The sequence below is a fragment of the Streptomyces sp. NBC_00038 genome (genome assembly GCF_026343635.1).
Classification (GTDB): domain Bacteria; phylum Actinomycetota; class Actinomycetes; order Streptomycetales; family Streptomycetaceae; genus Streptomyces.
Map to the genome: position 1 here is coordinate 75,750 of NZ_JAPELQ010000003.1, position 20,668 is coordinate 96,417.

16 protein-coding genes and 1 pseudogene are annotated in these 20,668 nt (G+C 74.0%); 10 read left to right on the top strand and 7 right to left on the bottom strand.

Annotated elements, in window-relative coordinates; genetic code table 11:
- Window positions 1-258: 258 nt before the first annotated feature.
- The 3 genes from OG219_RS47970 to OG219_RS47980 form a co-directional block, all read right to left on the bottom strand.
- Window positions 259-1,779, bottom strand: a complete 1,521-nt coding sequence (locus OG219_RS47970; RefSeq protein ID WP_266838198.1) for an NAD(P)/FAD-dependent oxidoreductase — start codon at window positions 1,777-1,779, stop codon at window positions 259-261.
- Window positions 1,780-2,028: 249 nt separating this feature from the next.
- On the bottom strand, window positions 2,029-3,471 hold the full coding sequence (gene pcaB, locus OG219_RS47975) for a 3-carboxy-cis,cis-muconate cycloisomerase (protein ID WP_266838143.1): 1,443 nt from the start codon (window positions 3,469-3,471) through the stop codon (window positions 2,029-2,031).
- Complete coding sequence (locus tag OG219_RS47980) at window positions 3,468-5,477, bottom strand: FAD/NAD(P)-binding domain-containing protein (protein ID WP_266838145.1); 2,010 nt, start codon at window positions 5,475-5,477, stop codon at window positions 3,468-3,470. Before OG219_RS47980 ends, pcaB begins: the two co-directional genes overlap by 4 nt.
- Window positions 5,478-5,938: 461 nt before the next feature.
- Here OG219_RS47980 and OG219_RS47985 point away from each other — a divergent pair, with 461 nt between their 5' ends.
- The 10 genes from OG219_RS47985 (at window position 5,939) to OG219_RS48030 (ending at window position 15,450) form a co-directional block, all read left to right on the top strand.
- Window positions 5,939-6,577 (top strand): hypothetical protein, encoded by a 639-nt coding sequence (locus OG219_RS47985; RefSeq protein ID WP_266838147.1) that lies wholly within the window; start codon window positions 5,939-5,941, stop codon window positions 6,575-6,577.
- Window positions 6,574-6,759, top strand: a complete 186-nt coding sequence (locus tag OG219_RS47990; protein ID WP_266838149.1) for a hypothetical protein — start codon at window positions 6,574-6,576, stop codon at window positions 6,757-6,759. The genes OG219_RS47985 and OG219_RS47990 overlap by 4 nt, the downstream gene beginning before the upstream one ends.
- Window positions 6,760-7,153: 394 nt before the next feature.
- The gene (mvk, locus tag OG219_RS47995) at window positions 7,154-8,158 is read left to right on the top strand and encodes a mevalonate kinase (protein ID WP_266838151.1); all 1,005 of its coding nucleotides are present in this window, start codon (window positions 7,154-7,156) and stop codon (window positions 8,156-8,158) included.
- A complete protein-coding gene (gene mvaD, locus OG219_RS48000; RefSeq protein ID WP_266838153.1) occupies window positions 8,151-9,203 on the top strand; it encodes a diphosphomevalonate decarboxylase in 1,053 nt (350 codons plus the stop codon). Before mvk ends, mvaD begins: the two co-directional genes overlap by 8 nt.
- Complete coding sequence (locus tag OG219_RS48005) at window positions 9,200-10,291, top strand: phosphomevalonate kinase (RefSeq protein WP_266838155.1); 1,092 nt, start codon at window positions 9,200-9,202, stop codon at window positions 10,289-10,291. The genes mvaD and OG219_RS48005 overlap by 4 nt, the downstream gene beginning before the upstream one ends.
- Complete coding sequence (fni, locus tag OG219_RS48010; protein WP_266838158.1) at window positions 10,284-11,426, top strand: type 2 isopentenyl-diphosphate Delta-isomerase; 1,143 nt, start codon at window positions 10,284-10,286, stop codon at window positions 11,424-11,426. Before OG219_RS48005 ends, fni begins: the two co-directional genes overlap by 8 nt.
- Window positions 11,423-12,484, top strand: coding sequence for a hydroxymethylglutaryl-CoA reductase (locus OG219_RS48015; RefSeq protein ID WP_266838161.1), 1,062 nt, complete (start codon window positions 11,423-11,425; stop codon window positions 12,482-12,484). The genes fni and OG219_RS48015 overlap by 4 nt, the downstream gene beginning before the upstream one ends.
- Before the next feature lie 3 nt (window positions 12,485-12,487).
- Window positions 12,488-13,657, top strand: coding sequence for a hydroxymethylglutaryl-CoA synthase (locus OG219_RS48020; RefSeq protein WP_266838163.1), 1,170 nt, complete (start codon window positions 12,488-12,490; stop codon window positions 13,655-13,657).
- 155 nt (window positions 13,658-13,812) lie between these two features.
- Complete coding sequence (locus tag OG219_RS48025) at window positions 13,813-14,790, top strand: 3-oxoacyl-ACP synthase III family protein (protein ID WP_266838200.1); 978 nt, start codon at window positions 13,813-13,815, stop codon at window positions 14,788-14,790.
- A gap of 69 nt (window positions 14,791-14,859) precedes the next feature.
- Entirely contained in the window at window positions 14,860-15,450 is a 591-nt protein-coding gene (locus tag OG219_RS48030; RefSeq protein WP_266838165.1) for a malonic semialdehyde reductase, read from the top strand.
- A 92-nt stretch (window positions 15,451-15,542) separates the two neighbouring features.
- On the opposite strand, the gene OG219_RS48035 is transcribed toward OG219_RS48030, so the two are convergent.
- The 4 genes and pseudogenes from OG219_RS48035 to OG219_RS48050 form a co-directional block, all read right to left on the bottom strand.
- Window positions 15,543-15,866 (bottom strand): DUF6059 family protein, encoded by a 324-nt coding sequence (locus OG219_RS48035; RefSeq protein WP_266838202.1) that lies wholly within the window; start codon window positions 15,864-15,866, stop codon window positions 15,543-15,545.
- A gap of 271 nt (window positions 15,867-16,137) precedes the next feature.
- Entirely contained in the window at window positions 16,138-16,284 is a 147-nt protein-coding gene (locus OG219_RS48040) for a surface protein (protein WP_266838204.1), read from the bottom strand.
- Between the two features lie 152 nt (window positions 16,285-16,436).
- Window positions 16,437-16,641: pseudogene (locus tag OG219_RS48045) on the bottom strand (S-adenosylmethionine synthetase N-terminal domain-containing protein); the annotation flags it as partial.
- Between the two features lie 210 nt (window positions 16,642-16,851).
- Window positions 16,852-20,262, bottom strand: a complete 3,411-nt coding sequence (locus OG219_RS48050; protein WP_266838167.1) for a condensation domain-containing protein — start codon at window positions 20,260-20,262, stop codon at window positions 16,852-16,854.
- Window positions 20,263-20,668 lie beyond the last annotated feature (406 nt).

The window sequence follows — 20,668 nt, forward strand, 5'->3', positions numbered from 1 at the left end:
GGCCTGCCGCGGCGCAAGCGGGCCGGTGCCGTGGAGCGGGTGAAACGCTATCCAGGCGTCGGTGAACGGAACAACCGCGCTCAAGCGATACTCAAGCGTGAACTCGAGTGGTTCTCCAGTGAGTTGTGGGTCGCGGGCACACAAGTGGGTTTCCCTGTCGGCTGGTTGATCCACTCCCGTCATGACCTCGAGCGTATGGCGGTGCAATTGGGGCCGCGACGGGGTATATCGCGCCACGCGGCCGAAAAGCAGGGGTGCTCACGGTCGTTGCCGGTCGAGGGCCGGTGCCGCGGCCGGCCACTGGGCCGAGGAGCCGGCGGGCCGGGGCCGGGCGGAGCCGGTGGCGACCCCGATGACGGGCGGGGCCGGCGCGAGGGGCCGGCGCCGGCGGGCCTGGGGGCCGTGGGTGACGCTGGGGGGCGCCGTCGCGGGGGCCGTGCGCTGCCCGGGGTGCAGGGCGGCCCGCAGGGCGCGTTGCCGCAGCGCGGCGGGCGGGGCGAGGGTCTGCTGCAGGTGGAGCAGGAGGGCCGCCGCGTGCGGGTCGGTGGTCGCGGCGGCCGCGATCCGGGACGCGTAGCGGCCGGCGAGCTCGGCCCGCAGTCCGTTGGCCGGGACCGCGGTGCGGGTGCTCGACTGCCAGGCCGGGGCGAGGCGGTGGGCGAGAGCCCGGCGCAGCCGGTGGCTGATGCCGACCGCGGTGCCGTGGGCGGTGAGCAGGTGGTCCAGGACGAGGGCGCACTGCACGGCAACGGTCATGCCGTGGCCGTGGGCCGGGTCGAGGGCGGCCAGGGCGTCACCGACGACGAGGAACTGGTCGGGCCAGCGGCGCAGCTTCTCGTAGTGGCGCCGGCGGTTCCCGGTGCCGCCGCAGCTGTAGACGGGGCCCAGCGGGGTGGCGCTCTCGATGAGGTCGCGCAGCAGCGGGTGGCGCAGGGCGCCGGCGGCGCGCAGCAGTTCCGCGTGGTCGGCGGGCGGCGGTGTGCCGTCGCCGGTGGCGAGCGACACCGACCAGCGGCCGCCCTCGACGGGGTTGAGCACGGCCTGGCGCGGATCGCCGGGCGCGGCCATGAGCAACAGGCTCTTGAAGTCGGCGACATGGCCGACGGGCGGCGCGTACAGGGTGGTGGCGTACGCGGTGCGGGTGTCGGCGACGGTTTCCGCCGGTGGCTCGTAGCCGAGTTCGGCGAGCCACTTCGGGGCGCGGGAGCCGCGTCCGGAGGCGTCCACCACGAACTCGGCGGACAGCAGCCGCCGGGGGGTCCAGCCGTCGGGTGCCTTGCGGTCCCGGCCGCGCGCCCAGACGCCGGTGACGGTGTCCTGGGGGCCGCCCTGCAGGGCGACGACCTCGTGCTCCTGCAGGAAGGTCACCTGGGGGGCGGCGCGCAGCCGGTCCCGTATCACCGCGTCCAGGAGGTCGCGGCCGGCGCTGAGCATCGACAGACCGGCGTCGAAACGGGGCAGCCAGCCGGCCGGGCCGAGCAGCAGCATGTCCTCGGGGATGCGGACATGGACGGCTCCGGCACGGGTGAGGTCCTCGCGGATGCCGGGGAACAGCTGCTCCAGGCCCTGGTGGGCGGCGGTCATGAGGCTGTGGGTGTGCCGTGCCTGGGGCAGACCGCGGCGGCGGCCGGGTCCGCGGGGCAGCCGGTCGCGCTCGATCACGGTGACCCGGTCCATGAAGTTGGCCAGGGCCCGCGCCGCGGTGAGCCCGGCGATGCTCGAGCCGATCACCACGGCGTGACCGTGGCCGCCGCCCCCGTCGGCAACACGTGCGTCCACACTCAACTCGGCCGCCCTCCCCTTGTGTTGTGGTTGCATCATGCGGGGCCGGGCCGGTCGACGGCGGTGGCTCGAGCGGGGTTCCAGGCGGCCGCGAGGAGGGCTCCGGCGGGAATCGAGCGGGCGGGGTGCGCAGAGCAGCGGGCCCCGGGGAGACCGGGCCCGCAGGCACCCGCGGGCCACCAGGACCGCTTCCGGGACCGGCCGGCGGTACGGCCGCGACACCGCCGTACGCGCCGGCCGTCACCGTCACCGCCCCGCGGTCCGTGCCTGCCCCGGTGCCGCGGTGAGTGCGCGGTCCACCAGCGGGCCGGCGAGGCCCGTGTAAGCGGCCGGGTCGAGCAGGGCGGCCGCCTCCTCGCGGTCCAGCACACCGGCCAGTTGCGGGAGTTGGGCCAGCACCTCGGCCAGCGGCAGGCCGGTGCGGGAGGCGAGCTGCGAGGCCTGCGTGAGCAGTTCCTTTGCGGCCGTCCTGCCGATGCGCGGCGCCAGGTGGGCCGAGACCCGCTCGGAGACGAGCCGGCCGCCGGTGGCCTGGAGGTTGGCGCGCATCCGCTCCGGGTGGACGGTGAGGTTCCGGGTGAGTTCGACGGCCGTGTGGGCGGCGCCGCCGGTGAGCCGCAAAGCCTCGCGCAGCGGCTGCCACTCCGCGTGCCACATGCCGGCGGAGCGCTCGTCCTCGGTGGGCAGACACTGCATCAGTACGGTGGCCAGCGCGGGCACTTGGAGGGCGGCGGAGCGGATCAGGGTGGCGAGCACGGGGTTGCGTTTGTGCGGCATCGCGGACGAGGCGCCCCGTCCGGCGACCGCGCCCTCGGCCACCTCGCCGACCTCGGTGCGGGTGAGGACCAGCACATCCGCGGCGATCTTGCCGAGGGCGCCGGTGGCGTGGGCGAGCGCGGCCCCCAGGTCGGCGACGGGGGTGCGCAGGGCGTGCCAGGGCAGTACGGGGACGGCCAGGCCCGTCTCGTCGGCGAACGCGGCGCCGAGTCCGTCGAGTACGGCCGCGGGGTCCGCTTCCCGGCCCGCGTACTGCAGGTAGCCGGCCAGGGTTCCGGCGGCGCCGCCGAGCGCCGCCGGGAGTCCGCCGTCGGCGACCTTCTCCAGGCGCTCGGCGGCGTCCAGGACGAGCTGGCGCCAGCCGGCCGCCTTGAGCCCGAAGGTGGTGGGCACGGCGTGCAGGGCGAGGGTGCGGCCCGCCATCACGGTGTCCCGGTGCGCGGCCGCGAGGCCGGCCAGCGCCTCGGCGACGTCCCGCAGATCGGCGACGATCAGACGCAGCGCGCGCTGGGCGACCAGCATCGCGCCGGTGTCGAAGACGTCCTGGCTGGTCGAGCCGCGGTGCACGTACTCGGCGGCCTGCGGGGAGCGTTCCGCGACCAGCGCGGTCAGCGCCTTGACCAGGCCCACGACCGGGTTCGCGGTCTCCCGCGCGGCCAGCGCCAGTTCGCGTACGTCCAGCAGGTCCGCGCGGGCGGCCGCGGTGATGGCCGCGGCCGCCCGGGCGGGGACGGTGCCGCAGCGGGCCTGGGCGCGGGCCAGGCCTGCCTCCGCGTCGAGCATCGCCTGCAGCCAGGCGCTGTCGCCGACGGCCGCCTCGACGGGGGTGCCCGCCCGGACCGGGGAGAGCAGCCCGGCGTCGAGGTGGGCGGGCAGGGCTCCCGTCGGCGGGGATGCGTCCACGGAGGTCATGCGCCCGCCCCCGCACTGGAGGCCGCGGGCGTGCGGTCCAACTGCCCGGGCAGAGAAGGCAGTTCGGGCAGGGCGAGGACCGCCGCCGCGATGGCGTCGGAGTCCTCCAGGGTGACCGAGCCGACGCCGGGCCTGATGCCCGCGGCGGTCACCCAGTGCACGGACTCGGTGGGCACCCCGTAGGCGAAGCGCCGCGGATGCGGTACCCCCCGGGCGTCGATCACGTGGTAGGGCCGCTCGGACACGGCGAGGCCGCCGGTCTCGTGGTCCGCGCCGCCCGTGCCGTCCGCGCCGTCCGGGCCGGGAATCCGGTACGGATGGCACTGCCCGGTGCGCAGCAGACCGCTCATCAGCGGGTCCGCGGTGCGCCTGAGGTCGATCTCGGGCAGGCGGGCCTCGATGAGGACGGTGGCCCGCACCCGCACGTCCGCTATCTCGCTCGACGTACCGGTGAAACAGGGGCCGAGCGGGTCGAGCGGGTCGGCGGTGACGCGCATGCCGGGGCCGGTCACATCGAGGATGCCCGCGTCGATGAGCGCGGCCATCTCCTCGATGCGGGACGCCGGGGGGCCGATGGACAGATAGGCGTTGAGCGGTGTGTACCAGTGGTCGAGGTCGTCGCGGTGGGACGCCGCGGTCAGCCCGGCGTGGTCGACGGCGAGCCGCAGCTCGTTGCGCAGGTCCCGCAGGACGTCGAGGGCGGCCTTGACCGGTCCGCTGACGTTGCCCTGGCGGGCCAGGCGGACGTCGTCGTCGAGGTGGCCGCGCAGCCAGCCGCGGAACGCGGCCTGATCGGCGAAGACGCGGTCGCCGTAGGGGCGCGCGACGCGCTTCCAGTCCCAGCGTTCGGCGGCGCCGATCCCCCGCGCGTCCAGGAGCACGTCCTCCTCCCGTCCGGGTTCGGCCTCCAGGTAGGCCTCGGTGAACTCCTCGACGAGGCCGGGGAGTTCACCGCGTGCCGCGAGCAGGGCGGCGTAGTGGACGCTGCACACCTCCTTGGAGATGAGCGGCCACAGGTCGGCGGCGAAGTCGATGCCTGGGCGATCAGGGGTCCGGGCGCGCAGCTTCGCCATGTACCCGGCGGTGAGGAGCCGGGGGTGGTAGCGGCCGTGGGCGCCCTTCTCGTTCTCGCCGCGCGCCTGGTAGGGCACGCCGCGCCGCGATCCCGCGTGCAGGCGCGGTTCGCGGCCGGAGGACCGGTAGAGGAGACGGCCGTCGACGCGGGTGAAGACGCCGCCCCTGCCGTGGGTGAACAGGGCCAGGTAGTCGAAGAAGTTGAGCCCGAGTCCGCGCAGCAGCACGTGCTCGCCGGGCCGGATGTCCGACAGGTCCACGTCGGCCGGGTTGGACGGGGCCAGATAGGTCAGCCCCTCCTGCTCGGCGTACTGGGCCAGCTCCCGCTCGGTGTCGGAGTGCTGGGCCGGCACATGGCCCTGGGCGAGGACGACCGCGGACAGGCCGGCCAGCCGGGTGCCGTCCTCGAGCACCACGGTCTGCTCCCCCGCCCGCCCCTCGTCCTCGAGGGCGACGGCGCGTACGGGGTGCGTGCGCACCGTCACGTGCGCGGCGGCGTTGGCGAGGACCTGCTGGAACGCCCAGGTGAGATAGCAGCCGTAGAGGGCGCGGGTGGGGTAGACGTCGGGTCCCAGACGGCGCGCTTCGGCGAGCACGCCGTCGTCGTATCCGGCCTCCGGGAGGGTCTCGAGCGTGTCCGAGACCAGCGCCCTGGCCCACTCATGCAGGCTCGGCCCCTCCTCCAGCGGTCCCTCGATGCGGACGCTGGCGTCGGTGTAGACCGTGACCTGCGAGGACACCGTGTTCATCAGCAGGTGCCGGGACTGCGTGGGGCGCCACACCCGTCCCGAACCCGGCGGATCCGGGTCGACGACGTGCACGGTGACGGTGTCCCAGCGGGGCGACTTCCGTTCCTGCGCGCAGAGCCGTTCCAGTACGGAAAGGCCCCGCGGTCCTGCGCCGACGAGGCAGACCTCCAAGTGCGCCGCCACGCCGCCCCCGGGAGTCGGTCCGGGTCTCTGGGCGACGGGGTGGTCCAAGGGGACCGGGTCCCCCGGGGCAAACTGAACGGCCGCCGTCACCGGCGGCCCTGCGGTGAGCCCGACGCGTACTGCGCGTCGGCCTCGGTGCGTTCCGTCCACAGCGCCTCCTTCCTCGGCAACCGTCGGTGCAGGCGCTCAACCAAGCGTCGGATCCTGGTGGAAGTCGGCTTGAGAAGCCGGAATACCGTGGTCGGCCGCGGCCGAGTCCCGGTACAGCCGCACGCGTTCCGGGCTGCATCGGGACTCGAGAACCACTCGTTAGATTCTGCGACAGACATATCCCGGGGAATTGGACTTACCGCCGCATCATCGTGTGCGGGGTGATCCCGGGGAAAAGTTCGGGACATCACCGGGGGAACAGAACTCACATGACTGCCGAATCTGCCGAGTCACCTCATGCAGGAGATTCAATGAAGGTTCACCCGTGCCCCAGAAACCACCCCCAGGAGATCCCCGAGATCCCCGCCGCCGCCGGATTCACCCTGTGCGTCCTGTGCATCAAGCAGGTGGAGAACAATCTGCGCATCATCCCCGCACTCCACCAGGAAAGCCTGCACCACGTGTCACCGGCGCCCAGGCGAACCAACCCGACGAAGGTCTCGGGGAGCCGTAAGCGGGATCACCTGGATATCGCCGTGCTCGATGTCCGGCACAACATCCTCGTCATTCTCGAATCCTGGTCGGGGGTCGTCGTGCAGAAGACCGGCACCATCGCCCCGCATCGCTCCGTCCCCCCACTGGCACGGTTTCTGACGGCGAACCTGGAATGGATCACCGCGCAGCCCCCGGCCGGCGACTTCGCGGACGAGATCGAAAGCATCGCCACCGAGCTGCGCCGCACCATCGACCCCGACCCCGGCGGCCTGAACAGGCTCACCAGGCAGTGCGTCGTGGACGACTGCGCAGGAACGATCACGGCCGCACCGCACAGGGCCGGGAACACCGGCCGGAGCAACATCGGGTGCTCGGCCGGACATTCATGGGAGCTGCGGGAATGGCTCACCCTGCGACAGCTCATCGAACGGCAGCGAAAGAGTGTCGGCGCATGACCAAACCACCACGCCACCGGCTCGTCCCGACGAATGTGGCAGCCCTCGCCGTGGGCGTCACCGAAGCCACCATCCGAAAGTGGGTGAGCCGGGGGAAGATAACCCGCTACGGCGCACCGGGCCGCCGCTCGGAGTTCGACATCGAAGAGCTCACGACGATCGCTCTGCAGCGCAGCCATTGACCCGCCGGCATCCTCGAGCACGCTAGAGGAACACTTGAGCCGCCGCCTCTCCCCTTCACAAGCCATCCGTACCGGCCCCGCGCCCGCAAAAGGGCTCGGGGCCTGCTTGCGCTCGGGATCCCACCCGTGTCACTATTTTTGTACGTCTCCCCTGCCCAAAAACCGTTGCGGGGAAGGGACTTCAGCCCCGCATCCACAGTCCGCATCCACAGTCCGCGGACGCGAGACGCAGTCCACGCCGGATGCGGAACCCGTCCGGACGCCCCTGGCCCATGAGAGCCCCGGCAGTGACCACACTGCCGGGGTTTCTCTGTGCCTGATTTCCTTCTCAACCATTCCTGGAAATCCGGATGACGCGATCGCATTGCACACACGACAAGGGGAGCTGAGTGCGTTGACCCTACCGATCTCAGCGGCAGGAATATCAGAAAGCCACTGGGCTCGCTCAGTCGGTACCGGCCGCGCCCACGCCAAGTCCATTCTGCTGGGGGAGCATGCGGTCGTGTACGGCGCGCCGGCGCTCGCCCTTCCGGTTCCGCAGCTGGCGGTCACGGCAAGCGCCGGATGGTCCTCCCGCAACCCCCGTGAACCGGGCGGCGTGTCCTACACGCTGACCGGTTCCGCCGCGCGGCGGCTGGCGATGCAGGGCCCCGAGGGCCTGCACCGGCTGGCCATCGGGTTCAGGGCGGCCCTGGGCATCACGGGCGGCCCGCACATCGACGTGATCATCGACGGCTCGGTCCCGCCCGGCCGGGGGCTCGGCTCCAGCGCGGCCTGTGCCCGCGCGGTCGTCCTCGCCCTCGCCGACCTCTTCGGCCGCGAGATCAGCGAGCAGACGACGTTCGACCTGGTCCAGGCGGCCGAGAACGTGACACACGGCAAGTCCAGCGGTGTCGACGCCGTGACCGTCGGCGCGCCCGGCCCGCTGCTGTTCCAGGCGGGCCGGGCCAAGGAGTTGAGCGTCGGCTGCGACAGCCTGTTCATCATCGCGGACAGCGGCGTCATCGGCAGCACCAAGAAGGCCGTCGGCCTGCTGCACGAGGGATTCCAACGCCACCCCGGAGCACAGGAACGCTTCGTCCGCCGCGCCTCGGAGCTGACCGAGGAGGCCAGGCTCGCCCTCGCCGACGGCAAGCCGGAGGAACTCGGCACGCGGCTGACGGAGTACCACGGCCTGCTCCGCGCGGCCGGCCTGAGCACCGACCGGATCGAGGCGATGGCCGGGGCCGCGCTCACGGCGGGCAGCCTCGGCGCCAAGATCACCGGAGGTGGCCTGGGCGGCTGCGTGCTCGCGCTGACCCAGCCGGAGCGGGCCCGGGAGGTCGCCCGGCAGCTGCACGAAGCCGGCGCCGTACAGACGTGGGTCGTGCCCCTGAGGAGGTCCGTCCGCCATGCCTGAGCAGCACACCGCCCCCGTCCGGGCGCAGGAGCGGGCCGGTGCGGCACGGGCCGGCGCCGTCGCGCACCCCAACATCGCGCTGATCAAGTACTGGGGCAAGAGCGACGAGCGGCTCGTCCTCCCCCGCACCGACAGCCTGTCGATGACCCTGGACATCTTCCCCACGACCACGCACGTCCGGCTCGACGCCGAGGCCGGGCACGACACGGTGACACTCAACGGCGCGCCCGCGACCGGCGAGGCGAGGCGCCGCATCGTCGCCTTCCTCGACCTGGTCCGGGACATGGCCAAACGCCCGCAGCGCGCCGTCGTGGACACCGAGAACACCGTCCCCACCGGGGCCGGCCTGGCGTCCTCCGCCAGCGGGTTCGCCGCCCTCGCCGTCGCCGCCGCCGCCGCGTACGGCCTCGATCCCGACGCCACCGCGCTGTCCCGCCTGGCCCGGCGCGGATCCGGATCGGCGTCACGGTCCATCTTCGGCGGCTTCGCCCTGTGGCACGCCGGCCGGCACACCGGCACGGCCGCGGACGCGGACCTCAGCTCCTACGCCGAGCCGGTGCCCACCGCGGAACTCGACCCCGCTCTGGTCATCGCGGTCCTCAACGCCGGACCCAAGGCCGTGTCCAGCCGTACGGCCATGCGCCGCACCGTCGACACCTCGCCGCTCTACGAGTCGTGGGCCGCCTCCAGCCGGGACGACCTGGCCGGCATGCGGGTGGCGCTCGCGCACGGAGACCTCGAAGCCGTGGGAGAGATCGCGGAGCGCAACGCACTCGGCATGCACGCGACCATGCTGGCGGCGCGCCCCGCGGTGCGCTACATGTCGCCGGCCACGCTCACCGTGCTCGACAGCGTGCTCCAGCTCAGACGGGACGGCATACCGGCCTACGCGACCATGGACGCCGGACCGAACGTCAAGGTGCTGTGCCGGCGCGCGGACGCGGACCGGGTGGCCGGCGTCGTACGCGGCGCCGCCCCGGGAGGCTCGGTGCACATCGCCGGGCCGGGGCGGGGCGCCCGTCTGCTGCCCGGGGGCGGACGATGACCTCCCCGCCGACGGTGGTCCGGCGCGCGCCGGGCAAGCTGTTCGTCGCGGGCGAGTACGCGGTGGTGGAGAGCGGCAACACGGCGATCCTGGTCGCGGTCGACCGGTACGTCACCGTCACCGTGTCCGGCGGCGACCGTGCCGGCGTGCTGATCTCCTCCGACCTCGCCGCGCGAGCGGTGCACCGGCACTGGCAGGACGGCCGGCTGACCGGCGGCGGCGGGGCGGTCCATGTGGCGGCCGCGGTCGAGACCGTGGCCGGCCTGCTGGCCGAACGCCACCTGCCGGTGCCCCCGTTGCGCGTGTCGGTCACCAGCACGCTGCACGCGGACGGCAGGAAGTACGGCCTGGGCTCCAGCGGCGCGGTGACCGTGGCGACGGTCGCCGCCGTGGCGTCGTACTGCGGACTGCAGCTGTCGGCGCAGGCCCGGTTCCGTCTCGCCCTGCTCGCGGCGGCCCGCATCGACCCCAAGGGCTCCGGCGGTGATCTCGCCGCCAGCACCTGGGGCGGCTGGATCGCGTATCAGGCGCCCGACCGGGCCTTCGTGCTCGACCTGGCCCGCCGCCAGGGCCTCGAGGCGGCACTGCGCGCCCCCTGGCCGGGTTTCGCCGTGCGCCGGCTGCCGCCGCCCGACGGCCTGTGCCTGGAGGTCGGCTGGACCACAACCCCGGCCTCCACCACGGCCCTGGTGTCCGACCTGCACCGGCGGACCTGGCGGGGCAGCCCCTCGCACCACACGTTCATGCAGGCCACCGCCGACCTCGTCACCGCCTCGGTCGCCGCCCTCGAGGCCGGCGACGGCGCGGGCCTGCTGCACCAGATCCGGCGGGCCCGCCAGGAACTGGCCCGCCTCGACGACGAGGTCGGCCTCGGCATCTTCACGCCCGCGCTGACCACGCTGTGCGACGCCGCCGAGGCGTCCGGCGGCGCGGCCAAACCCTCGGGGGCAGGGGGCGGCGACTGCGGCATCGCCCTGCTCGACGCCGAAGCCCCGCACCACATCGCGCAGTTACGGCAGCGGTGGGCCGCGGCCGGGGTGCTGCCCCTGCCGGTCGGTCCCGCCCCGGAAGGGACCATCAATGAGTAGCGCTCAGCGCAAGGACGACCACGTCCGGCTCGCCATGGAGCAGCAGCACGCGCACCACGGACGCAACCAGTTCGACGAGGTGTCGTTCGTCCACCACGCCCTGGCCGGCATCGACCGGCCCGACGTGTCGCTGGCCACCGCCTTCGCCGGCCTCACCTGGCAGGCGCCGCTCTACATCAACGCGATGACCGGCGGCAGCGCCAAGACCGGGGCCATCAACCGGGATCTGGCCATCGCCGCCCGCGAGACCGGCGTCGCCATCGCCTCGGGCTCCATGCACGCCTACTTCAAGGACCCCTCGTGCGCGGACACCTTCCGGGTGCTGCGCGCACAGAACCCGGACGGGTTCGTCCTGGCGAACGTCAACGCGACGGCGTCGGCCGAGAACGCGCGCCGCGCCGTCGGCCTGATCGGGGCGAACGCCCTGCAGATCCATCTCAACACCGCGCAGGAGACGCCCATGCCGGAGGGCGACCGGTCGTTCGCGTCCTGGGCCGCGCAGATCGAGCGCATCGCGGCGGCCGTCGACGTCCCCGTGATCGTCAAGGAGGTCGGCAACGGGCTGAGCCGGCAGACAGTCCTGGCGCTGGCGGGCCTGGGCGTGGCGGCGGCCGACGTCAGCGGCCGGGGCGGCACCGACTTCGCCCGCATCGAGAACGGCCGGCGCGAACACGCCGACTACGCCTACCTGCACGACTGGGGGCAGTCCACGGCCGCCTGCCTGCTGGACGCGCAGGACACCGGCCTCCCCCTGCTGGCCTCCGGCGGCGTCCGCACCCCGCTCGACGTGGCCCGCGCCCTCGCGCTGGGCGCCGCCGCCGTCGGCTCCTCGGGGGGATTCCTGCGCACCCTGCTGGACGGCGGCGTGCCGGCACTGGTCGCGAAGATCTCCGCCTGGCTCGACCAGCTGGCCGCCCTGCAGACCATGCTCGGCGCCCGCACCCCCGCCCACCTCACCCGCTGCGACCTGCTGATCCACGGCGACCTGCGGTCCTTCTGCGCCGACCGGGGCATCGACACCCGCCGGCTCGCCCAGCGCTCCAGCCCCAGCCCCAGTTCCAGTTCCGGTTCCAGTTCCGGTTCCGGTTCCGGTTCTGCCGATGTCCTCCACGAGTTGACGGGAAGCCCACGATGACCGAAGCCCACGCGATCGCCCAGATCCCCATGAGGTGGGTGGGCCCCCTGCGCATCTCGGGGAACGTCGCCACCACCGAGACCCCGGTACCGCTCGCCACCTACGAGTCGCCGCTGTGGCCCTCGGTGGGCCGCGGGGCGAAGGTCTCCCGGCTGGCCGAGAAGGGCATCGTCGCCACCCTCGTCGACGAGCGGATGACGCGCTCGGTGCTCGTCGAGGCGACCGACGCGCAGGCCGCGCTCACCGCCGCACGGACCGTCCAGGCGCGCATCGAGGAACTGCGCGAAGTGGTGCGCGGCTGCAGCCGGTTCGCCCAGCTGATCGGCGTCCGGCACGAGATCAACGCCCACCTGCTGTTCATCCGCTTCGAGTTCTCCACCGGCGACGCGTCCGGCCACAACATGGCCACCCTCGCCTCCGACGCGCTCCTGGCCCACCTGCTGGAGACCGTCCCGGGCATCTCCTACGGGTCGATCTCCGGCAACTACTGCTCGGACAAGAAGGCCACCGCGATCAACGGCATCCTGGGGCGCGGCAAGAACGTCGTCACCGAACTCCTCGTGCCGCGCCAGGTGGTGTCCGACGTCCTGCACACCAGCGCCGCGAAGATCGTCGAGCTGAACATCCGCAAGAACCTGCTCGGGACCCTGCTGGCCGGCGGGATCCGCTCGGCGAACGCCCACTACGCGAACATGCTGCTCGCGTTCTACCTGGCGACCGGCCAGGACGCGGCCAACATCGTCGAAGGCTCGCAGGGCGTCGTGATGGCCGAGGACCGCGACGGCGACCTCTACTTCGCCTGCACGCTGCCGAACCTGATCGTCGGCTCGGTCGGCAACGGCAAGGGCCTGGGCTTCGTCGAGACGAACCTGACCCGGCTCGGCTGCCGGGCCGACCGCGCGCCCGGCGAGAACGCCCGCCGGCTCGCCGTCCTCGCCGCGGCCACCGTGCTGTGCGGCGAACTCTCCCTGCTCGCCGCGCAGACCAACCCGGGTGAACTGATGCGCGCACACGTCCAGCTGGAACGCGACACCACGACGGAAAAGGTTGGTGTATGAGGCATGTCCATATCCATCGGAATCCACGACCTGTCGTTCGCGACGAGCGAGTTCGTCCTGCCGCACACGGCACTCGCCGCGCACAACGGCACCGAGATCGGCAAGTACCACCTGGGCATCGGCCAGGAGTCGATGAGTGTGCCCGCCGCCGACGAGGACATCGTGACCCTGGCCGCGGCGGCCGCCGCGCCGATCATCGCCCGGCACGGCACGGAGGCGATCCGCACCGTCGTGTTCGCCACCGAGTCCTCGATCGACCAGGCCAAGGCGGCCGGCGTGTACGTCCATTCACTGATCGGGCTGGGGTCGGCCACCCGCGTCGTCGAGCTGAAGCAGGCCTGCTACGGGGCAACAGCCGCCCTGCAGTTCGCCATCGGCCTGGTACGGCGTGACCCGGCCCAGCAGGTCCTGGTGATCGCGAGCGACGTGTCCAAGTACGAGCTGGACAGCCCGGGCGAGGCCACCCAGGGCGCGGCGGCGGTGGCCATGCTGGTCGCCACGAACCCCGCGCTGGTACGCATCGAGGACCCCTCGGGCCTGTTCACCGCCGACGTCATGGACTTCTGGCGGCCCAACTACCGCGACGCCGCCCTGGTCGACGGGCAGGAGTCCATCGGCGCCTACCTGCAGGCGGTGGAGGGCACCTGGAAGGACTACGCGGAGCAGGACGGCCGCAGGCTCGAGGAGTTCGCCGCGTTCTGCTACCACCAGCCGTTCACGAAGATGGCCACCAAGGCCCACCGCCACCTGCTGAACTACTGCGGCTACGACACCGACACCGCCGACATCGCCCGCGCCGTCGGAGCGACCACGGCCTACAACACCGTGATCGGCAACAGCTACACCGCCTCGGTGTATTTGGGCCTGGCCGCGCTCCTGGACCAGTCCCCCGACCTGGCCGGCCGGCCCGTCGCCTTCCTCAGCTACGGCTCGGGCAGCGTCGCGGAGTTCTTCGCCGGGACCGTGGTCGCCGGCTACCGCGAGCACCTGCGGACACGAGCGAACCACGAGGCGATCACCCGGCGCACGCCGGTCGACTACGCCGGCTACCGCGCCCTGCACGAGTGGAAGTTCCCCACCGACGGCGGCGACCACGCCACCCCGGAGCAGACCACCGGGCCGTTCCGGCTGGCCGGGATCAGCGGCCACAAGCGCATCTACCAGACACGCTGACCCGCCCCCCGGCGGGCACGGGGGCGGCCTCCGCCGCCCCCGTGCGGGCCGGCGCGGCGCCCCGCCCGCCGGCCCCGCCGTACAGCCATCCACCGACCACTTGAGAGGAGGGCAGCCCCATGAACGGCACCACGATCCGCGGCCCCGGCAGCCCCATGAAGGACATCAGGATCCTCGGCACGGGCGCCTACGTGCCCGAGAGGATCGTCTCCAACGACGAGGTCGGCGCACCGGCCGGGGTCGACGACGCCTGGATCACCCGCAAGACCGCGATCCGGGAACGGCGCTGGGCCGCCCCCGGCCAGGCCACGTCCGACCTGGCGACGGCCGCGGCACGGGCCGCGATGGCATCGGCCGGCATCACCGCCGAGCAACTGTCCATGATCGCGGTCGCCACGTCCACGCCGGACCGGCCGCAGCCGCCGACGGCGGCCTACGTGCAGCACAACCTCGGCGCGACCGGCACCGCGGCGTTCGATGTCAACGCGGTGTGTTCCGGCACCGTGTTCGCGCTCTCCGCGGTCGGCAGCGTGATCCTGCGGCGGGGCGGCTGCGCGCTGGTCATCGGCGCGGACGTGTACTCGCGCATCCTGAACCCGGCCGACCGCAGGACGGTCGTGCTGTTCGGGGACGGCGCCGGTGCCATGGTCCTGGGCCCCACCACCCGGGGGCCGGTCGTCCGGCACGTCGCCCTGCACACGTTCGGCGCCCTCTCCGGCCTGATCCAGGTGCCCGCGGGCGGCAGCCGGCAGCCCCTGGACCGGGCCGGCCTGGAGGCCGGGCTGCAGTACTTCGCGATGGACGGGCGAGAGGTACGCCGCTTCGTCGTGGAGCAACTGCCGCAGCTGACCAAGGGGTTCCTCCACGAGGCCGGCGTCGAGGCCGCTGACATCAGCCACTTCGTCCCGCACCAGGCCAACGGCGTCATGCTCGACGACGTCTTCGCGGACCTGGCGCTGCCCCGCGCCACCCTGCACCGCACCCTCACGCACTACGGCAACACCGGAGCCGCCTCCATCCCGATCACCCTGGACGCGGCCGCCCGCGAGGGCGCCTTCCGCCCCGGCGAGCTGATCCTGCTGGCCGGATTCGGCGGCGGCATGTCCGCCAGCTTCGCCCTGATCGAGTGGTGAGCGGCGCCCCCTCACCCCCCGCCCCGCTTCAGCGTTCCTGTCGGACATCCCTGCCGGAAGGTTGCACCCATGTCGCTCGTGCTCGACGCCGCTGCCCAGGACCTCCTCTTCCGTGAGGCCCGCACGGCCCACACCTTCACCGCCGAGCCGGTGACCGACGGGCAGATCGAGGCGGTCTACGACCTGGTCAAGTACGGTCCGACCTCCTCCAACCAGACCCCGCTGCGCATCACCCTGGTCCGCTCCCCCCAAGCCCGCGAGCGCCTCGTGCAGCACATGGCCGAGCCCAACCGCCACAAGACCGCCACCGCCCCGCTGGCCGCGATCCTCTCCACGGACAACGAGTTCCACGAGGAACTGCACAAGCTGGTCCCGCACTTCCCCCAGGTCAAGGACCTGCTCTATGCCGAGCGCCCGGTCCGTGAGGCGTCCGCCGTCCTCAACGGCGCCCTGCAGGCCGCGTACTTCATCATCGGCATCCGCGCCGCCGGCCTCGCCGCGGGCCCGATGAGCGGCTTCGACGCGGCCGGCCTGCAGAAGGAGTTCCTGGACGACGACCACACCCCGCTGATGGTCGTCAACATCGGCAGGCCCGGCCCCGACGCCTGGTTCCCGCGCGCCCCACGCCTGGACGCCGGCGAGGTCATCACCACCGTCTGAACCCGGCCGGCGCCACGGCCGGAGGCCGGGTGCAGCAAGGCAGTTGCCTGCCGCACCCGGCCTCCGGCCGTGCGCTGCCGGTGTCCGCGGGGTCAGCCGGGGTCGCGGGCGCGGCGTTCGTAGGCGGGCCACACCTCGCGGACGAGCAGCAGCTCCTGCTCGGACAGCGGGACGTCCTCACGCAGCCGCTCGGGGTGTGCGGGCGGCGGTCCTCCCACCCCCGGCGGCAGCACCAGGAACCTGCCCCGGGCGTAGCGCACCAGGCGGCTCGGGGGGCGTGCGGCGGAGCGGGGCGGGTCCAGGGCCCAAAACGCCTCGGGACCGATGTAGATGGCCCCGTAGGAGGCCAGGGCCCGCCACACGGGCCGCACGCAGCCCTTGATCATCCGCAGGCCGCCGCGCAGTATCCGGATCATGTCTGCACCTCCACACCTCCGCTCGTCCCCATCCTCTAGAGACTGGCAAGGTTCACTCGGGGACCGGTCGAGAAGGCGCGGCGCACAGCGGTGCTGTTTCCGCCCACCCCACGCCCCCGCCCCGGGCAGGGCGCCGTGCGGGCGCCACGGCCAGGCGCACTGCACAGGTGTGCAGCGCGCCAAGTCGGTGCGGGGGGACAGGGGCACGGGGGGACGGGGTGCCGTGACGCTCCCCGGGGGGCGGCGTGTTTCCGGCCGCCCCCGAGGAGCGTCAGTCGATACCGCGTACGACGTGCGGCTCCCAGGTGTCGTCCTCGTCGATGCCGGCGAGCCGGAGCGGCGGGGCCGGGTCCGGGGCGGGGGCAGGGGCGTGGGCGTGGGGTGGCCGGGTGCGGTCCTCCTCCAGAGTGGCGTACATCTGGTCCTCCTGCTCTGTCGGTTCAGCAGCGGTAGTGGTCCGGCTGGTACGGGCGGCCTTCTCGTCCGGGTGTGGGCCTGCGGCGTGACCTCGTCCTTGACGATGCCCTCGGTCTGCGCCGGGCCGGCCATGGCGATCTCGTCGCCGAAGTGGCGCACGATCTGCGCGATGCCGGCGTACGCGCCGGCCGTCGCCTCGCCGGCGATGCGCCCGGCCGGTGGTCGGCGTCTGGACCGCGGCCCGCGGGGCGGGATCCTGGCGCGGCAGCCCGTCGGGAACCGCGTCACCGATCCGGTCGGCGGTCTTGTCGGGGTGCACCTCGGTCACGGACTCCGGGGTGGAACGACGACGGGACATCACTCTCCAGACGACGGGTGCGGTCCACGGCACGAACGGCGCGGAGACCGGGCGAGGGCACCGGTGTCACAGCCACGATGAACGGCTTCGAAGGAGAAGCGCTCGAACCGTGGCGGAACAGGAGCGGAGAGAGGCGTTCCGGCGGTTGCGCCCGGCACGCCGGGTACGCCGGTGCCGTGGTGGCGGGATCCGTCCCCCGGGCGACCGGTGTCAGGCGTTCGGCGCGGCGGCGTCCTGAAGGGCACGGGCGAGATCGCGGGCCCGTTCCTGCTCGTCCGCGCCCGCGCCGGCGAGCACCACGCGCGGCGGCCGGCCGCCGGCTGCCGCGATGCGCCCTGCGATGTCGCAGGCCAGGGCGCCGGCCCCGGAGAACCCCCCGAGCAGCAGGGAGGGGCCTGCCGCACGGGCGGCCAGCGCGGGCTGGACGCCGTCGGCATCGGCACCGGCGGTGAGCACCAGCAGCTCCTGGGGGCCCGGATAGGTGTGGGCCAGCAGGTCGTAGCAGGCCGCGGGCGAGCCCGGCGGCGGGACCAGACAGATCGTGCCCGCCTGCTCGCGCGCCGCGGCGCGCAGGGTGACCAGCGGTGTGCGGGGGCCGGCCCCGGAAGTCCCGGCCATGCGGGGGACGGCCCTGCCGTCCAGAAGCTTCAGCACCTGGGCGACGGTGGTGGACTCCCCTGCCCGCAGGGGGAGTTCGCACAGCAGCAGGGCGCTCTGCACCAGCAGCTCGGCAGCCGCTTCCTCGTCGAGCACGTCACGGTCGTGCACCCCGGTGAGGACCAGGCCGCCCGCGTGGTCGTGGTGGGCGAGCAGAGCGACGGGCAGTACCGAGCGGGCGGGTACGGTGCCGGGGAACTCGGCCCGGATGCCCTGCGCGGCGAGTTCGCCCTGAAGGCCTTCCACCGGGTGCGGCGGATCCTCGAACACGATGACGGTGCCGGGGCCGGGGCCGGTGCCGGGGCCGGGGCCGGGGCCGGGGCCGGGGCCGGTGTCCGGCCCGGGGCGGCCCGGGGCAGGGATCCAGTCGGCGGGGACCCATTCGTAGGCGGCCATGTCCAGGGCGTGGTCCCGCAGTTGCCGCATCAGGTCCGCCAGCGTCCCCGCCGGGTCCACCTCGACGGACAGCGGCAGCGCGTTGCGCAGCGGCCCCAGCATCCGGGCCGCGCCGTCGAGCGGTATGCCGCGCCCCGGGACGGTCACCGCGAAAGCGACCGGGGCCGGTCCGGCGGCGCCGCAGGCACGGTAGATCAGCACCGCCCAGACGGCCTGCAGCACGCTGCTCTCCGCGATGCCCCAGCTGCCTGCCCAGCGCGCGAGGCGAACGGTTTCCGCGGGGTCCAGACGCAGCCGGGAACGGCCGACACCGGTCAGGCCGGTGGCTGTGGCGGGCCGTGCCGGCCGCGACGCCGCGCCGGCGGGCGGCGCGGAGCGCGCCCAGAGCTCCCGTACGGGCTCCAGGTCCTGGGCCGCGATCCATGCGGTGTAGTCACGCAGGTCGGGGCGGCGCTCGCCGCCGGGCAGGGTGCCGCCCGCGAGATAGGCCCGGTAGAACTCGCGCAGCGCGATGTGCGCGCTGGCGTTGTCGAGCAGGGCCCGGTGGTAGGTGAGCACGATCCGGGTGGGTGAGGCGGCGGGGCGGGGCGGGCTCTGCTCCGTTCCCAGCACGGTGAGGCGCAGCGGTCCGGGACAGCGCAGGTCGAAGCCGCGCAGCCGGTCGCGCTCCAGGAGGGAGGGCAGGTCGTCGTCGCGCTGGATCCGGACGGTGATCTCGGGAGTGACCCGGCCGTGCACCATGAGCTGCGGTTCGGGGCCGCCGGTGAACGCGGTACGCAGCACCGCTTCGCAGTCGAGGACCGACTGCCAGGCCGCGGTGAACCGTTCGATGTCGAGGGGGCCGTGCCAGACCCAGAGAAGCTGTTCGACGTGACGGCCGGTGCCGGGCCGTGCGTCGCCCCCCGTGTACAGCGCCGTCTGCTGGGGCGTGGCCCGGAACACGGACGGGATCGGGGCGGTGGCCGCGTCGGCCAGTTCCCCCAGCACCTCTTGCAGCAGGTTCCCGAGGGCGGCCACGGAGGTGTCGGTGATGCCGTGTGCGGGGTCGGGCACCCAGTCGAGGCCGAGGTGCAGCCTGCCGCCGGCGGCCTGGACACGCACCTCGAGACGGTGGGCGGGCCGGCCCGGTGCGCCGGCGGGCACGGGGCGGGCGGAGCCGGGCAGCAGCTCGCCGGGGCCGTGCAGGATCAGGCAGGCCGGGGCGGGCGCCAGTGCACGCAGGGCGTCGCGCAGCAGCGGATCGGGGCTCCACTCCCGGCAGGCCCCGAAGCCGGCGCCGCCCGCCGCCCGCCCGGCGCCGGCCGCCAGGGCGCCTGCCGCGGCGGCCAGTTGGCGCAGCGGGTCGGGGCCGGGGTCGAGGGTGAGGTGGACGGGGTGCACGTCGGTGAGCCGGCCCACGTGGCGCCGTAGCGGCGGGTGGCCCGCCCGGGGGTCGCTGCGTACGTCGAAGGCGACCTCCTCGACGCGCTGCCAGCGGGCGAGGGCCAGGGCGAACGCGCCGGTCAGCACCTGCCCGGCGGTCAGCGCGAGGCGTCGGGCCAGGGTCTGGGTGATCCGCCCGGTCCGGTCCTCGTCCACGGCGAGGTCGAGGTGGCGGCGTTCCTTTCCGGGCCCGCTGTGCCGGGTGTGGGCCCCGGCGGTGCGGGCCCCGTCGCCCGAGGGGGTCACCGGGGCGGAGCGGCGGGCGCCCGGCGCCCGCGACCTGCGGTCGGCGACGAGCGCCCAGTGCCGGACCTCGTCGGGGTCGCGGGCCAGTTCCCGCAGTTCGCCGGCCCAGCCGGCCAGGGCGTGGGGCTGGTGCCCGGGCCGTCCGGGGACGGCGGGCGCGGCCGTGCCGAGGGCGGCGGCCAGGTCCTCGAGCAGGATCTGCCAGGACGCGGCGTCCACGGCGAGTTGATGGACGATGACAGCGAGCCGGTCGGCCCGCGGCCCCGCCGGACGGCGGTCGCGGGCGAGATGGGCCCGCAGCTGGACGCCGAGGTCCGCGTCGAGGGTGCCCCCGATCGAGGCGACCGTCGCGGCGAAACCGGCCTCGTCGGTGAACTCCCCCTGCGTCAACAGGTCCTGGTCCTCCCCCCTGGCAGCCTGTCCGGTCAGCCGGCCGCCCCTCGTGTCCAGGCGGGAGCGCAGTTGGGGGTGGGCGGCCACGACGGTGCGCAGCGCCGCACGCACCGCGCCCGCGTCCAGCGCGGCAGCCGTTTCGATGTACACCGCCTCATAGCGGTGCCGGGCGGGACGGGCGAGGACCGCGTACTGGGCAGGGACGAGCGGACGGTCGGCACGGGGCGGGCCGGTGAGCAGATCGGCGATGCGGCCCGCCGCGGACGCCGCCGACGCGCCGTCGCCCCGCAGGAAGCGGAGCGTGTGGTGGCCGGGGCCGTGCCGCAGCAGCCGGTGCTGGTGCCCGGGCCGGCCCGCCCCGGGCCGGGCGAGTTCGCCCAGGACGTCGTGGAGCGTGGCGGGGTCGAGCGGTCCGCGGAGTTCGAGGTCCCACGGGGCCGTGTGCGGAGGAGGCCCTGGGTCGACGACCACGGAGATGGCCGCGTGGGAGGAGCGGGAACGTGTCATGCGTGTCGGGGGACGTGCGGTCCGCTGTGACCGGCGCGGTCCCCTCCCTCCTCTCCTGTACAGGCGCTGGATGAGCTGCGGTACGGCGCTCGCCGGGCCCCTGCCGGGACCGTGGCGGCACGCTTGCGGGCCACCGGGCGGGTCCGGCCCTGACGGCGTGGTGGACGGTTCTGGCCCGGTTGCGCCGTACCGGGCGATGGCCCGGGCAGGACAACGCCCCAAGGCGGGGGGCCGGCGGGGCGGACGGACCGCGCGGGTGCCCGGTGGGGCCCGGACGCGCGGAGCGGATGCGGCGCGGGCGGCGCACCGCGGGACATGGGGGTGCGCTGGGGCTCTGTCCCGCCTGCGTCCCCGGTCCTGCAAGGGAGTTCCGGCCTTGGGGCCGGGCGGGAAACACCGCCTGGCC

Excerpts from the sequence above, each read along its gene's own strand:
- pcaB (WP_266838143.1), bottom strand. The coding sequence starts at position 3,471 with ATGACCTCCGTGGACGCATCCCCGCCGACGGGAGCCCTGCCCGCCCAC.
- OG219_RS47985 (WP_266838147.1), top strand. The coding sequence starts at position 5,939 with ATGAAGGTTCACCCGTGCCCCAGAAACCACCCCCAGGAGATCCCCGAG.
- OG219_RS47990 (WP_266838149.1), top strand. The coding sequence starts at position 6,574 with ATGACCAAACCACCACGCCACCGGCTCGTCCCGACGAATGTGGCAGCC.
- mvaD (WP_266838153.1), top strand. The coding sequence starts at position 8,151 with ATGCCTGAGCAGCACACCGCCCCCGTCCGGGCGCAGGAGCGGGCCGGT.
- OG219_RS48005 (WP_266838155.1), top strand. The coding sequence starts at position 9,200 with ATGACCTCCCCGCCGACGGTGGTCCGGCGCGCGCCGGGCAAGCTGTTC.
- fni (WP_266838158.1), top strand. The coding sequence starts at position 10,284 with ATGAGTAGCGCTCAGCGCAAGGACGACCACGTCCGGCTCGCCATGGAG.
- OG219_RS48015 (WP_266838161.1), top strand. The coding sequence starts at position 11,423 with ATGACCGAAGCCCACGCGATCGCCCAGATCCCCATGAGGTGGGTGGGC.
- OG219_RS48020 (WP_266838163.1), top strand. The coding sequence starts at position 12,488 with ATGTCCATATCCATCGGAATCCACGACCTGTCGTTCGCGACGAGCGAG.
- OG219_RS48025 (WP_266838200.1), top strand. The coding sequence starts at position 13,813 with ATGAAGGACATCAGGATCCTCGGCACGGGCGCCTACGTGCCCGAGAGG.
- OG219_RS48030 (WP_266838165.1), top strand. The coding sequence starts at position 14,860 with ATGTCGCTCGTGCTCGACGCCGCTGCCCAGGACCTCCTCTTCCGTGAG.
- OG219_RS48035 (WP_266838202.1), bottom strand. The coding sequence starts at position 15,866 with ATGATCCGGATACTGCGCGGCGGCCTGCGGATGATCAAGGGCTGCGTG.
- OG219_RS48040 (WP_266838204.1), bottom strand. The coding sequence starts at position 16,284 with ATGTACGCCACTCTGGAGGAGGACCGCACCCGGCCACCCCACGCCCAC.
- OG219_RS48050 (WP_266838167.1), bottom strand. The coding sequence starts at position 20,262 with ATGACACGTTCCCGCTCCTCCCACGCGGCCATCTCCGTGGTCGTCGAC.